The organism is Pseudomonas syringae group sp. J309-1, from assembly GCF_032582135.1.
Taxonomy (GTDB): domain Bacteria; phylum Pseudomonadota; class Gammaproteobacteria; order Pseudomonadales; family Pseudomonadaceae; genus Aquipseudomonas; species Aquipseudomonas quasicaspiana.
Window position 1 is genome coordinate 109,341 of the sequence record NZ_JAWHNU010000007.1, and the last position, 14,580, is coordinate 123,920.

At 57.3% G+C, this 14,580-nt stretch carries 12 protein-coding genes; 3 read left to right on the forward strand and 9 right to left on the reverse strand.

Annotation, left to right across the window (positions count from 1 at the left end):
* Positions 1 to 305: 305 nt before the first annotated feature.
* From RX972_RS06210 to RX972_RS06220, 3 genes are read left to right on the forward strand one after another with little or no spacing between them, the layout of a single operon-like run.
* Positions 306 to 1,103 carry a hypothetical protein gene (locus RX972_RS06210; RefSeq protein ID WP_263270094.1) on the forward strand — a complete coding sequence of 266 codons (798 nt, stop codon included), beginning with the start codon at positions 306 to 308 and terminating at the stop codon, positions 1,101 to 1,103.
* A gap of 54 nt (positions 1,104 to 1,157) precedes the next feature.
* Complete coding sequence (locus RX972_RS06215; protein WP_316873378.1) at positions 1,158 to 1,838, forward strand: hypothetical protein; 681 nt, start codon at positions 1,158 to 1,160, stop codon at positions 1,836 to 1,838.
* Entirely contained in the window at positions 1,831 to 2,472 is a 642-nt protein-coding gene (locus tag RX972_RS06220) for a hypothetical protein (RefSeq protein ID WP_263270098.1), read from the forward strand. The genes RX972_RS06215 and RX972_RS06220 overlap by 8 nt, the downstream gene beginning before the upstream one ends.
* Here RX972_RS06220 and RX972_RS06225 read toward each other — a convergent pair whose 3' ends face one another.
* From RX972_RS06225 to accC, 9 genes are all read right to left on the reverse strand, one after another.
* Positions 2,473 to 3,069, reverse strand: coding sequence for a MarC family protein (locus RX972_RS06225; RefSeq protein WP_027901358.1), 597 nt, complete (start codon positions 3,067 to 3,069; stop codon positions 2,473 to 2,475).
* A gap of 69 nt (positions 3,070 to 3,138) precedes the next feature.
* Positions 3,139 to 5,928, reverse strand: coding sequence for a response regulator (locus RX972_RS06230; RefSeq protein WP_316873380.1), 2,790 nt, complete (start codon positions 5,926 to 5,928; stop codon positions 3,139 to 3,141).
* Between the two features lie 150 nt (positions 5,929 to 6,078).
* Positions 6,079 to 7,371 (reverse strand): phosphoribosylamine--glycine ligase, encoded by a 1,293-nt coding sequence (purD, locus tag RX972_RS06235; protein WP_099267827.1) that lies wholly within the window; start codon positions 7,369 to 7,371, stop codon positions 6,079 to 6,081.
* Positions 7,372 to 7,540: 169 nt separating this feature from the next.
* A complete protein-coding gene (gene purH, locus RX972_RS06240) occupies positions 7,541 to 9,148 on the reverse strand; it encodes a bifunctional phosphoribosylaminoimidazolecarboxamide formyltransferase/IMP cyclohydrolase (protein WP_316873384.1) in 1,608 nt (535 codons plus the stop codon).
* Between the two features lie 82 nt (positions 9,149 to 9,230).
* A complete protein-coding gene (gene fis, locus RX972_RS06245) occupies positions 9,231 to 9,551 on the reverse strand; it encodes a DNA-binding transcriptional regulator Fis (protein ID WP_027901362.1) in 321 nt (106 codons plus the stop codon).
* On the reverse strand, positions 9,548 to 10,561 hold the full coding sequence (dusB, locus tag RX972_RS06250; protein WP_027901363.1) for a tRNA dihydrouridine synthase DusB: 1,014 nt from the start codon (positions 10,559 to 10,561) through the stop codon (positions 9,548 to 9,550). Before dusB ends, fis begins: the two co-directional genes overlap by 4 nt.
* A gap of 311 nt (positions 10,562 to 10,872) precedes the next feature.
* Positions 10,873 to 12,195 (reverse strand): DUF3426 domain-containing protein, encoded by a 1,323-nt coding sequence (locus tag RX972_RS06255; RefSeq protein ID WP_316873387.1) that lies wholly within the window; start codon positions 12,193 to 12,195, stop codon positions 10,873 to 10,875.
* 28 nt (positions 12,196 to 12,223) lie between these two features.
* On the reverse strand, positions 12,224 to 13,102 hold the full coding sequence (gene prmA / locus RX972_RS06260; protein ID WP_027901365.1) for a 50S ribosomal protein L11 methyltransferase: 879 nt from the start codon (positions 13,100 to 13,102) through the stop codon (positions 12,224 to 12,226).
* Positions 13,103 to 13,231: 129 nt separating this feature from the next.
* Positions 13,232 to 14,575 (reverse strand): acetyl-CoA carboxylase biotin carboxylase subunit, encoded by a 1,344-nt coding sequence (gene accC / locus RX972_RS06265; protein WP_027901366.1) that lies wholly within the window; start codon positions 14,573 to 14,575, stop codon positions 13,232 to 13,234.
* Positions 14,576 to 14,580 lie beyond the last annotated feature (5 nt).

Here is a 14,580-nt window from a genome sequence, read left to right on the forward strand (position 1 = left end):
CCGAAAGTTATTTTGTGGAAGTAAGTATCTAGTCTCCAAGCCCTGTTTGCTGCAAGTTGCCAATGTAATAAATTATGTGTCATGGATGATCGACAGTTGCTATCGGTAAATGACTTGCCTAGGCTGAGCGTGTGGTCTTGATGTTGCGGATGTTATGAGTTTGACCATTTGATTTGTTACCGCTTCTGAAAGGACATCCCATTATATTTATTGGCTTTATGTCGATGAGGTGAAATTTGACCTTGTCAGTCCGCATGGCCTGAATACGAACTCGTGGACGAGTCGTTAACTAAAAGGAATTTTTTATGAATGATGCATTGGACTTTCGTGAAAGTCCGGCTGAACGGATCAGTTTTGTACAAGGGCTGGACTTCGATACTGCTTCACCGGTCGCCATGAACCGTACACGAATGACGCGGACGCTGGACCTTGATCCAAAGAACGATGAAGCGGCCGTGGTTGCCAACACTATTCTGGGGTTCGTCGCGGGGATGTCGCGAGAAAACAAGGATGCCGTGAAAAAGACGGTATTGCTGGCGGTGCTCGTTGCCGACAACGCATTTGGTCTGGAGCGCGGGGGCGAAAACTGGTTCAACAAATTTTACAGCGTCATGAATGGCGTGGGCTGGGTTCCGGAACACTGGGATTACGCTCAATACCGGACGACCGATCAGCGCTTCACCATGGAGCAGGTCGGGCTCAAAATTCTCGGTTCGGCTATTGCCACCATGGCAGGCTCAGGTCCAGCCGCAATGATATTGGCCAAAGTTGCAAAGGACGCTATCGAGGCGCTTCAAGTCAGCAACGAGCCAGTGGAACTGTTCAAAAGGCATACCCGCGACTACGACAAAGGAAATTTCTGTATTGGCTCGTGTATTGAATCTCAAGGGGAAGTTTATTTTGCATTAGGTGCGCTGCGTTGCAACGTGCGGATCAATACGGTCGACGTGTTGTTCACGGAGTGGCATAACTCCACGATCAATATTTCTCGCGGGGAGGCTGCCTGGATTCTCGATCAGGAAGAGTACAGCTTCCACCGTGGGGCTATTGTCAGCAAGTTGCGTGACAAAGCAACGCGCGATATTGCCAGCTATCCGATCTGAAGTTATCAAGGGGGGTGTGAGCCCCCCGTCTATTTTATATTCAGGAGGAATGCCATGTGTGATATCACACTGGATGCTTATGTTAATGCCCGGGATTTTATAATGTTCGACCGGCGGGTTGAATCGACCGTGAAGTCGGATATTCTTGCGTCGACACTTTATACGCAACTTGCAGCCGATAACAAAGTACCGAGCGTTTCCGATTATTCCAGGTGGCGGCAAACTTACCTGGACGCAATGACCACCTTTGGCTGGCGGTTATCCACCAGCAAGGCGTATAGCCATGCGCCGGATACTTCAGTCGGGTTTAGCGTCTGGACGCTGATCACTGATATTTTTGCGCGGTCATGCGTGGCCAGGTTACCTGATGCCGCGCCAGGTCTGGCTGCTCTGGCCAGCCCGTTGCTGGCGCAGATGAGGCAAAGGGAGGGGACCGCTCGCATCGCTCATACAACACCGATCGGGTTGTCCAGCCAGCAGGTTCAGGTCAGCTTTGTGTCTGCAGAGCACATCCTGTACTCGGTATTGGTTTCGATTAATACAACGCAACCTCTTGATGACCATCCGCTGCTGAAGTCGCTTGATCCAGCGCTCATTGTCGGTGCCATTGATGTCATGTTCTTTTCCGCAGAACTGCTGGATATCCACTACGAGATGTACCGGGACGCTTTCGAATCGGCCTTGGCTGAGAGAAAGAAGACGCTGACTGTAAGAGTAGGGGTGGGCGATGAGTGAGATGACATCGAGTGTCGTAGTCGCTGGCAGTAACCTTATTTCCTTCATGGCAGGGCTCACGCGTGAAGAAAAGAAAGATGTCTCGGATTTGCTGAGGTACGCCGACTACTTTGCCAGCCAAACCTACGACCGCAGTGAGTTATGGACCAGCTGGATGGGGTACTACCGTAACCGACTGGAGAAATTCAGCACGGTAAAGGCTCGCATTGTAAAAGAGCCCATGGTGATAACCGACGCTGAAGAGCTGGAGCAGATCACCGCCAGCGTCGTAGGGACGGCTGGCTCGTCCAGCCTCGCCAGGCTGATGCAACACAGCCTCAGGACGGTCAGAATCGACAAGGACGCTCAATTGTTTTTCCAGCATGGCCGGGGCAGTGGTCGTCTGCGTACGTTCCAAGTGGTTGGTTGCGAGAAGACGCCTGCCGGCCAGATCTTGATCGTGCTGTGCGCCTTACACGCCAATGCTTACACCGAGGTGGATATTCTGGGCCTTTCCGAGCGGATCCAGCGCGACATTGTGCTGCGTATCAGCGGCGGAGTGTATGAGTTGGATCGTGAGCAATATGCGATGCAGCGGGAAAGCATCACGTCGAAACTGAGGTACGTCACCCGCCTTGCAATTCAGGACATATGATCAAGGCACGAGATAGCCGCGAACGCCGGTAAAGATAATCTGCGCGGCCAGCGCACAGACAAACAAACCCATCAACCGGCTGACGATCTGCAAGCCTTGTTCGCCCAGAATGCGTTCAATGTTGTTGGCCAGGTACAGCACCACGCCAACAGTGAGACTGGCCAGGGCAATACTGACAATAGCTGTCAGCTTGTCATCCCAGTGAGGCTGGCTCACGCCCATCACCAACAGCGCACCAATAGTACCGGGGCCGACAGTGAGCGGAATTGTCAGCGGGACGATGGTCACGTCCTGCTGAACATTGTCGGTCTGTACCGCCGATTTGCCTTGCGCCATGCCCAGCGCCGAAATGAACAACACGCTGCCCGCGCCAATCCGGAAGGCATCAACGGTGATGCCGAATACACTGAATATCACTCGTCCAAACAGATACAGCAGCACGCTGGAAATCAGGGTTGCCAGCGCCACCTTCCACGCCAGACGTCGTTGCTCTTTGCGGGAGTGGCCACGCGTCAGGCTGATGAAGCAGGACAGGACGAAGAACGGGCTGTAAAGCACCAGCATCTTCAGATAAACGCTGAACAACACATGGAGCATGGCTTGGGCTCGGCAGCAGATAAGACGGGGCGAGTCTATCAGGGCGCAATAGACGTCGATGACAACAGATCAGTTTTGTTGGTACAAGTCACCGGCCGAGGTCAGCGTACGAACCTTCTCACGTTGTGCGACCCAGTGCTCCACCAACTCGCGCAGTTGCGACAACTCCACAGGTTTGGCCATGTGTCCATCCATGCCCGCCTGACGGGCGCGATCCTTGTGTTCGGTAAGAATGTGCGCAGTCAACGCTACCACCGGTGTTCTGACCCGTTGATTGCCGACTTCCCAGGCCCGTAGCTGTTCGGTGGCAGAGAAGCCATCCAGAATTGGCATCTCGCAGTCCATCAACACCAGGTCATAGCGCTGGGCCTTCATTGCGCGCAATGCCTCTTCGCCGTTGCTGGCGGTGTCCGGGTTCAGGTTGAGTTTGCCCAGCATGCCGCGAATCACTTTGGTGGAGATGTTGTTATCTTCTGCGACCAGAATGCGGAAGTCGCTGGGTACCTTGACCGGTATGTTTTGGATCGGCGTCACCAGATGCGCCGTTGCACCCTTGTTCAGTTGGGTGAGTTCGTCCGCCAGCGTGGTCTTGAGGGTATAGCCTGCAACGGGTTTGGCCAGAATTCTTTTGATTCCCGCGTTGCGGGCGATAACCTTGCTCGGCGCGTTGCTGATGCCGGTCAGCATGATCAGCAGGATGTCGTGGTTCAGGCTCGGATCTTCCTTGATCTTGGCCGCCAGTTGCATGCCGGTCATGCCGGGCATGTTCTGATCCAGTAGCACCACATCAAAGTAATCCCGCAAATGTGCCTTGGTTCGCAACAGAGCCAGCGCTTCTTTGCCGGACGACACGGCACTGACGTTCAAGCCCCATGCGCTGCATTGCTGGACCAGTACCTTGCGGCAGGTTTCGTTGTCATCGACCACCAGCACGCGAGCGCCCTTGAGCGGGCTGTCGAGATCCAGTGGCGGCTGCTCCAGACGATCAGCATCCAGTGGCAGGCTCACCCACAGGGTGCTGCCGTGAGTGCCGCCGGACTGGATACCGAATTCGCCGCCCATCAGTACGATCAACTGGCGAGCAATGACCAGGCCCAGATGCCCGCCCAGTTTGCTGGATGCCATGAAATTCTTGCTATGCAGTTCTGCGTGAAGCAGTGCTTCGCGCTCATCGCTGGAGAGTGCTTCGCCGCTGTCCTGCACGGCAATGCGCAGGCGAGGTTTACCGGCGCGTGAGTCGAGTGCGACCACCACCAGAATTTCGCCCTCGTCGGTTTTCTTCAGGGCGTTTTCCAGCAGGCTCAAGACGGTCTGGCGCAAGCGTGTCGGGTCGCCGCTGATGACACGAGGCACTTGTGGCTGAATCAGGCTGATCAGCTCCACCTCTTGCTGCTCGGCCTTGGCGCGGAAGATATTCAGGCAATCTTCGATCAGTGCGCTGAGGTCGAATTGCACATCATCCAGCTCGATCTGGCCCGATTCGAGTTTGGTGATGTCGAGAATTTCGTTGATCAGGCTGAGCAGCTCGTTGCCTGCGCTGTGAATCGTCTGCACGTAGTCGCGCTGTTTGACCGACAGCGGAGTGCCCAGCAGCAGTTCGGTCATGCCCAGCACACCGTTCATAGGCGTGCGGATTTCATGGCTGATCTTGGCTAGAAACTCTGCTTTGGCGTTGATTTCTGCAGTACTGGCGGCCTTGTCACGGCTGATGCTGAAGTTATCTTCGGTGAAGCTGCGGTGACGCTCGCTGATTGCCACGCTCATCAACAGGCCGCTGAAGCAGAACACCGCCAGCAGTGTGAGGATCAGCCATTGCGGGGAAATCCAGGTCAACCACAGCAGCGCGGGCAGAATGACCAGGCAGCCAATGTTGAAGGTCACCATCGATAGCACGAACAGGCGGGCGGGCCAGTAGCCTTTTTGCCAGTGGTAAGCAGAGACGAACAGAATGCCCACGGTCGCGAGTGTCACCAGTCCAAACGTGATCACGTTGAGTGGCAGCGTGTCGACGAACAGTATCAGCAGGCAGCCCAGAGCTATGACCACCAGACTGCCCATCAACAGGCGATTGAGTGCGACGACATTGCGATGGGCAAAGAAGGAGTGCGCGTACATCAGGCCCGCGAGTGCTGCGAACAGCAGGGTCAGATGCGCCGCGGGTGTCTGGGCGATGTGCCAGGTCTTGAGCCATGGGGTCAGCAGGTTGAGCAGGAGGGCCGCGCTGAGCGCCAACAATCCTTCGCAGCTTGCGAGCCACAGGTTGCTGCGTGAGCGTGTATGAGCGTAACGCGTCAGATTCTGCAGAATCAGCATGCCCAGCGAGCCAAACAAAAGGCCGAACAAAAATGGCTCGCGCTCATCGGCGGCGCTGTTGATTGCCGGTTGCAGGCTGATATTGGGGCGAAGTTGCTGAGTTGAGACCAGCCGCAGATAGATATCCACAGGGGCGTTACTTTGCGGGATTGGCAGCATGAAGTCGCTGGACCGCAGGACATCACTCTGAGGCGCGACGCTGTTGCCGGTGCGCGTATGGTTGAGCAGTTTGTCGCCTTCAAGGACATAGAGGTCCAGGCTGGCAAGGTCTGGCGCGAAGATGCGCAGGAGCTGTTCGTGATCGCCGGGTTGCAACTGATAGTGCAGCCACAGAGCGCTATTGCGATCGGCCGCGGTGACCTGATCAAGGTCAGTCGGGCTGAGCTGGTTCTGATAACGGGCCGAACGGACGTCGCTCAATTGCAGGTTTGCCTGCGTGTCGAGCAATGTTGACCAGCCCGCACTTGGCTGGGCATGCGCCGACAGCACGAAGAGCAGGGTCAACAGCCCTACAGTTAAACCTTTGGCAATCCTGAGCCAGCGCACGTTGAGATCCCTTCGTAAGATGAATGCCCGATCACTCTAAACTCTATTTTTAATCTTTGCGTGTAGTCCTGTGAGGGCCGGCCGGACCCGACAGGCCGGGAGAACGCTGTTGCGCTCGTCCCGGCCTGTCGAAGCCTGGCTGAAGGCTTATTACAGGTCTTCACCACGCTCGCGGGCAATGGCGCGATAGCCGATGTCACTGCGATAGAAGCAACCTTCCCAATCAACCTTTGCGGCCAGAGCATAGGCGTGTTTTTGAGCATCGCCCACTGTTTCGCCCAATGCAGTCGCACAAAGCACGCGACCACCACTCGTGACTACCTGACCGTCTTGCAGTGCTGTGCCTGCGTGGAACACTTTACCCGGCAGTTGTGCGGCGTCATTCAGGCCTTTGATCGCTGCGCCTTTGGCGTAATCGCCAGGGTAGCCGCCAGCGGCGAGGACGATGCCCAGACTCGGGCGTGGATCCCACTGAGCTTCCACTTTATCCAGCGCCTGGGCCAGAGCAGCTTCCACCAGCAACACCAGGCTCGATTGCAGACGCAACATCACCGGTTGGGTTTCCGGATCGCCGAAGCGGCAGTTGAACTCGATAACCTTCGGGTTACCCGCCTTGTCGATCATCAGCCCTGCGTACAGGAAGCCGGTGTAGACATTACCTTCGTCAGCCATGCCGCGCACGGTTGGCCAGATGACCAGATCCATTACGCGCTGGTGAACCTCGGCGGTGACGACCGGGGCAGGGGAGTAAGCACCCATGCCGCCCGTGTTCGGGCCACTGTCGCCGTCGCCGACGCGTTTGTGGTCCTGGCTGGTGGCCATCGGCAACACGTTCTTGCCGTCAACCATCACGATGAAGCTGGCTTCTTCGCCATCAAGAAACTCTTCGATGACAACCCGCGAACCGGCTTCGCCGAACGCGTTACCAGCCAGCATGTCGCGCACGGCGTCTTCGGCTTCGGCCAGGGTCATGGCGACGATTACGCCTTTGCCTGCAGCCAGGCCGTCGGCCTTGATGACAATCGGAGCACCTTTTTCGCGCAAGTAGGCCAGCGCAGGCTCGATTTCAGTGAAGTTCTGATAGTCGGCAGTCGGGATCTTGTGACGAGCCAGGAAATCCTTGGTGAACGCTTTCGAGCCTTCCAGCTGAGCAGCGCCAGCAGTAGGGCCGAAGCAGTCGAGATTGCGGCTGCGGAACAGATCAACCACGCCGGCAACCAGTGGCACTTCCGGACCGACGATGGTCAGTGAGACGTTCTTTTCAGCGAAATCCGCCAGTTGCTCAAGGGCCAGCACGTCGATGGCGACGTTCTCGCACTTCGCTTCGATAGCGGTCCCGGCATTGCCCGGTGCAACAAAAACCTTCACGACGCGTGGGTCCTGAGCGACTTTCCACGCCAGAGCGTGTTCGCGGCCACCACTGCCAATGATTAATACGTTCAAAGAAAGACTCCTTCGGAGAAGCTGCAAGCTAAAAGCGGCAAGTAAAAGCAGATTGTGCGGCTTTTAACATGGCTCATGGCTTTGAATTAGTAAGGCTGCAAGGGCGGGCAAGAGGATCGAAAATCTGCTTTTGCTTGCCGCTTGCAGCTAGAAACTTGCCGCTGACACTTTAGTGTCTGAAATGCCGCATCCCGGTGAACACCATGGCGATACCGGCTTCATCAGCCGCCGCAATCACTTCGCTGTCACGCATCGAACCGCCCGGCTGGATCACCGCAGTGATGCCCACCTTGGCGGCGTTGTCGATGCCGTCACGGAACGGGAAGAATGCGTCGGAAGCCATGACCGCGCCCGCTACCTGCAAACCGGCGTGTTCGGCTTTGATTGCCGCGATGCGGGCCGAGTTTACGCGGCTCATCTGACCTGCGCCGACACCGATGGTCTGGCGATTCTTGGCGTAGACGATGGCGTTGGACTTGACGTATTTGGCCACTTTCCAGGCGAAGATCAGGTCGTGGATTTCTTTCTCGCTTGGCGCACGTTTGGTGACCACTTTCAGGTCATCAGCGGTGATCATGCCGATATCACGGCTCTGAACCAGCAAGCCGCCATTGACGCGCTTGTAGTCCCACGCGGCGCCGCGTTCGGCGGCCCATTGGCCGGTGCTCAGCAGGCGCACGTTGGCTTTGCTGGCAACAATGGCCTGTGCTTCGGCGCTGACGCTCGGGGCAATGATTACTTCAACGAACTGACGCTCGACGATGGCCTTGGCCGTTTCGGCGTCCAGCTCACGGTTGAAGGCAATGATGCCGCCAAATGCAGATTCGGTGTCGGTCGCGTAGGCCAGTTCGTAGGCCTGACGAATGCCGCCTTCGTTGTCCAGCGCGACTGCAACGCCGCAAGGGTTGGCGTGCTTGACGATAACGCAGGCTGGTTTGACGAAGCTTTTCACGCATTCCAGTGCAGCGTCAGTGTCGGCCACATTGTTGAACGACAGTTCTTTACCCTGTAACTGGGTTGCAGTGGCGATACCGATTTCAGCCGGGTTGGCTTCAACGTAAAACGCCGCGCTCTGGTGCGGGTTCTCGCCGTAGCGCATTTCCTGGGCTTTGACGAACTGGCTGTTGAAGGTGCGCGGGAATTCGCTGCGGCCTTCGGTGCTCAGGGTCTCGGCCTTCTGGTCAATGCTGCCCAGATAGTTGGCGATCATGCCGTCGTAAGCCGCGGTGTGCTCAAACGCCTTGAGCATCAGGTCGAAACGCTGTGCGTAAGTCAGACCGCCAGCCTTGAGGCTTTCCAGTACCTGACCGTAATCGCTGGCATTGACCACGATAGCGACATCTTTATGGTTTTTTGCTGCAGAACGGACCATGGTCGGACCGCCGATGTCGATGTTCTCGATGGCAGTCGGCAGGTCGCAACCCGGTTTGGCAACCGTGGCCTGGAATGGGTAGAGGTTCACTGCAACCAGATCGATCGGGTTGATGCCGTGCTCGCTCATGATGGCGTCGTCGATGCCGCGACGCCCCAGGATGCCGCCGTGGATTTTCGGGTGCAGGGTCTTGACCCGGCCGTCCATCATTTCTGCGAAGCCGGTGTAATCAGCGACTTCTACCGCTGCGACGCCATTGTCCTGCAACAGCTTGAAGGTGCCGCCAGTGGACAGGATCTCAACGCCAAGGGCTTCCAGTTCACGGGCAAATTCAAGGATGCCGGTCTTGTCGGAAACACTGATCAAGGCGCGGCGAATCGGCAGGCGGGTAGTCTGGTCGGTCATTTCAATTTCCATCAAGGCAAAAGCAAATGGATTCAGCAAAAAAGGCGACCTCGATAAGGGTCGCCTTTTTTGTATGGAATGCTTAAAGCAGGTCGTACTGCTTGAGTTTCTTGCGCAAAGTGCCGCGATTCAGGCCCAGCAGTTCTGAGGCCTTCGTCTGGTTTCCCTTGACGTAGTTCATCACGCACTCGAGCAGCGGGGCCTCGACTTCCGACAACACCAGGTTGTAGACATCAGTGACGGAAGCGCCTTCAAGGTGGGCGAAATAATTGTGCAGCGCCTTCTCAACGTTGCCGCGCAGGGTCTGGCCCTCTTCGCTCGGCGTGTTGAGGTGCTGTTTCAAATTGACGTTGTCGCTCACGGGTGTCGTTCCACTCACTAAAGTCTCAGTCATCATCGTCATGCGGCCACCTCTTCTTCTTGCCCTGTTTTCGGGCTTTTGTAGCGTTCGCTGAAGAACTCGCGAACGTTGGCGCACTGTGCTTCTGTATCTTGCAAACGATTGAAGTGGGCGCGAAACTCCCTGGCGCCCGGCAAGGTTGCGAGATACCAGCCAACATGCTTGCGTGCTATTCGCACGCCCAGCACATCGCCGTAGAAAACGTGAAGCGCTGCCAGATGCTCTAGCAGAATGCGTTCCACTTCCTCCAACTGCAGCGCCGGCAATATTTCGCCAGTGCGCAGGTAGTGTTCTATTTCGCGAAAAATCCACGGACGCCCTTGAGCAGCCCGTCCAATCAACAATCCATCGGCACCGGTGGCTTGCAGCACATGCCGGGCTTTCTGGGGTGAATCAATGTCGCCATTGGCAAACACCGGAATCGAAATGGCCTGCTTGATCGCGGCAATCGTGTCGTATTCGGCTTCACCGGTGTACAGGTCGGCGCGGGTCCGTCCATGAACGGCCAAGGCCTGAATGCCTGCCTGTTCGGCGATTTTCGCCACTGTCAGGCCGTTCTTGTTGTCCCGGTCCCAGCCGGTACGAATCTTCAGGGTGACCGGCACATCGACTGCGGCGACGACGGCCTGCAGGATCTCGCTCACCAGTTGTTCGTCTTTCAATAACGCTGAACCGGCCGCCTTGTTACAGACCTTCTTGGCCGGGCAGCCCATGTTGATGTCGATGATCTGTGCGCCCAGTTCGACATTGGCGCGCGCTGCATCGGCAAGCATCTGCGGATCACCACCGGCGATCTGTACCGAGCGTGGCTCGGGATCACCTTCGTGGATCATGCGCAGGCGCGATTTGCGACTGTTCCACAGGCTCATGTCACTGGTGACCATTTCCGACACCACCAGACCTGCGCCAAGCTGGCGACAAAGCTGACGGAAAGGCTGGTCAGTGACGCCCGCCATAGGAGCGAGAATCAAGCCGTTCTGCAATGTATACGGACCGATGCGTACCGCCGACATAGGTGTGCCTGTTGTGGGGCCGAATCATGGCAAACCGTGTGTAATGTGTTATCTACACGGTCCGTTCGAGCCCGGCCTGACAAGTGCTTGCGCGCCTTTCAGACCGAATCCAGAGTAAGAAAAAGGGTTGGCATGATACCCGCTCTCGATGACTGGATAAAGGCTGAATTGGATAAAATCTGAACAGTTGTTGCCGGGCAGATCACGGTTTTTCGGTCGACTGCACTGCCGTTACGTGCTGCTGGCGATTTTTGGGGTGAATAGCGTCCGATCAGCGGCTGTTCATTTCGTCGTTCGTTGTAGCTGGACGATTACTCGGGCGAGCGGAAACTGAGGCTGTAGTTCACGGCTTTGGCGCCCGGATCGAGGATGTCCAGCGCGATATGAATCGGCGTCTGCGGTGGCATCTCTTCTTTCCCGGCGATTTCGCCGCTCAGGTATTCAGCGGGTTTGAAGCGACGACTGGCAATCAACTGACCGCTGGTGTCGGCGAAGCGCAACTCCAGCAGCGGGAATGGCTGAGAAAATGGCGCGCGGTTGTAGATGATTGCATCAACGACCAGCGCGCCTTTGAACTCGGGATGGCTGCGCACTACCAGATTGCTGCTCTTGAGCTGTTTGATATCGACCTTGGACGGGACCTTGCAGTCGATCTGCGGGCAGATCATCTGGAACCATGGCCGGTACTGATCCTGGCGTGCCAGCTCGTCGAAGTGATACCACACGTATTGCCCGGCCAGTCCGACCAGGGCGATCAAGGTGAGCAGGGTCCAGACCAGTTTGCGGCCCCATCGGGATTTGGGAGGCTGCCAGTCCAGTTGCAACGGATCGTCGGTCAGGTCCAGCAGCGCCTGATCCCGCACGCCGGGCTCGGTGCGATCGCGGCGTGAACGAGGTTCCGGTTGCGGCTCGTCCAGCTCCTCGTCACTGTCGTTATCCAGCGCCGAAAAGCGTTGCTGCTTTTCATTGCCCGGTGTCTTGCGTGGAGCTGGAGCGGGGGCCGTCGGTTCGTCGTCATCCAGATGACTGTCGATGAGCGAAAACGACGGTTCGGTCCTGCCATCGCGGGAATCGGATTCTGTCTCCGAGAGGATTTCGGGTTCCGGAATCACTTCAGCGTGCAATTCGGGCAGCTGACTGACGTCGTCATTGTGCAGGCTGTCGACCCAGTCATCAGAGTCGGTCTGTGCGCCGTCGCGACGCGCGGACAGTGCCGAGTCATCGTTGCGGGACGACTCCCTGCCAAACGTCTCGGGTAACTGGATTTCACGCTGTTCAAGACGGGCGAGTTCTTCGTCCAGATCCAGATTGTCCAGATCCATGGCGTTGCCGCGCCATGACTGCGGAGCCTGAGCGGGCTCGGATGCTGGTGGCTGAGTTGCAACCACCTCGCTTTGCACAATCGGCAGTGTTTCAACGACTACCGGAGCAGAGGGAGCGGGCGTTACCGGCAATTCTGCCTGTTGCGGAGCTGGCTGCTGATTGCTGCGCTGTTCCAGCAGTTGCTTTGCAGCATTGAAAACCTGCAGGCAGGCACCGCAGCGCACCACGCCGCGTGCCACGCTCAACTGTGCGTGGCTGACTCGGAAACTGGTCTGGCAGTGCGGGCACTGAGTGACAAAACTGTCGGTCATGCGGCTATCCGGTTAAAGCGGCTATTAACTAACGGCGACGGCCAGTGATGCGAACCCAGCCATCACGGTTGGCGATCGGATCCAGCTCGAAGGTGTCGGCATAGGCAGCGGCAACTTCTTCGCCCTGTTCGGCAAGAATGCCGGAAAGCGCCAGGCGACCACCGGTTTTAACCAGTGTGGCCAGTTGCGGCGCCAAGGCGACTAGCGGACCGGCAAGAATGTTGGCGACCAGCACGTCGGCCTGTTGTGGCGGCATGTCTTCAGGCAGATACAGCTCGAAGCGCTCCGGCGCAATATTGTTGCGACCGGCGTTATCGCGTGATGCTTCCAGTGCCTGCACGTCGATGTCGGTGCCCACTGCCTGCTTCGCGCCCAGCAGTAGGGCGGCGATGGCCAGAATGCCTGAGCCGCAACCAAAGTCCAGCAGGTCGCAACCGTTCAGGTCCTGGCCGTCGAGCCATTCCAGGCACAGCGCGGTGGTCGGGTGGGTGCCGGTACCAAACGCCAGACCTGGATCCAGCAGCAGGTTGACCGCTTCGGGCTCCGGCGCGGCGTGCCAGCTTGGCACGATCCACAGACGTTGACCGAAGCGCATCGGCTGGAAGTTATCCATCCAGCTACGCTCCCAGTCCTGATCTTCGATGACTTCGCTCATGTGCTCCGGCAGCTCGGCGTCGGTCAGCAAACGCAGGTGCGCCAGAACGTGCTCGGCGTCAGTGTCGGCTTCAAACAATGCCAGCAGATGCGTGTGGGACCACAGCGGCGTGGTGTTGAGTTCCGGCTCGAAGATCGGCTGATCTTCAGCGTCCATGAACGTGACCGATACGGCGCCGACTTCGAGAAGGGCGTCTTCGTAGGTTTCGGCTTGTTCAGGACTGATGGCGAGACGGACTTGCAGCCAGGGCATGGCGGGTTACCTTCGAATGAAAAATGATTCTGCAATTGCGTGCAGCGGGAAACGCGCAAGTTTACTGCGCCGCGCCACAAACAACAAAGCCGCTTTGAAAGCGGCTTTGTTGTTCTGGAGCAAGGAGGCTTATTGATTGGCCAGCTTGTGTTCCAGGTAGTGAATGTTGACACCGCCTTCGCAGAAGCCTTCGTCACGGGTCAGATCACGGTGCAGCGGAATGTTGGTCTTGATGCCGTCGACCACGATTTCGTCCAGAGCGTTGCGCATGCGGGCCATGGCCTCATCGCGGGTTGCGCCCCAAGTGATCAGCTTGCCGATCAACGAGTCGTAGTTCGAAGGAACCTTGTAGCCGCTGTACAGGTGCGAATCGACCCGCACGCCGTTGCCGCCTGGCGCGTGGAAGTGCTTGACCATGCCTGGGCTTGGAATGAAGGTTTTCGGATCTTCAGCGTTGATCCGGCATTCCAGCGAGTGCCCGTGAATGACAACGTCATCCTGGGTAAACGACAGTTTGTTGCCGGCGGCGATGCTGAGCATCTCCTTGACGATGTCGATACCGGTGACCATTTCCGAAACCGGGTGCTCTACCTGAACGCGGGTGTTCATCTCGATGAAGTAGAAACGACCGTTCTCGTAGAGGAACTCGAACGTGCCAGCGCCACGATAGCCGATGTCGATGCATGCTTTTACGCAGGCTGCGAACACGTCTTTACGGGCTTGCTCATCGATGAACGGTGCCGGCGCTTCTTCCAGAACCTTCTGGTGACGACGCTGCAGGGAGCAGTCACGGTCGCCCAGGTGGATCGCATGGCCCTGACCGTCGGAAATAACCTGGACTTCCACGTGACGCGGGTTGGTCAGGTATTTTTCCAGGTAGACCATCGGGTTGCTGAACCAGGCAGCCGCTTCAGCGCGAGTCTGCTTGGCCGCTTCGATCAGGTCTTCTTCCTTGTGCACAACGCGCATGCCGCGACCACCGCCACCGCCAGCGGCTTTGATGATCACTGGATAGCCCACTTCGCGGCCAATACGCAGCGCGGTTTCTTCGTCTTCCGGCAACGGGCCGTCAGAACCAGGAACAGTCGGTACGTTGGCGCGCTTCATGGCGTCCTTGGCGGAAACCTTGTCGCCCATCAGGCGGATGGTTTCAGCTTTCGGGCCAATGAACGCGAAGCCGGATTTCTCTACCTGTTCGGCAAAGTCGGCGTTTTCCGCGAGGAAACCGTAGCCTGGGTGAATCGCTGTAGCGCCAGTCAGTTCTGCAGCAGAAATGATGGCCGGGATGTTCAGGTACGACAGGTTGGCTGGCGCCGGACCGATGCAGACAGTTTCGTCCGCCAGGCCCAGGTGCATCAGCTCACGGTCTGCCGTGGAATGGACCGCGACGGTCTTGATGCCCAGTTCTTTACAGGCACGCAAGATGCGCAAGGCGATTTCGCCGCGGTTGGCGATCAGGACTTTTTCCAACATCGCAG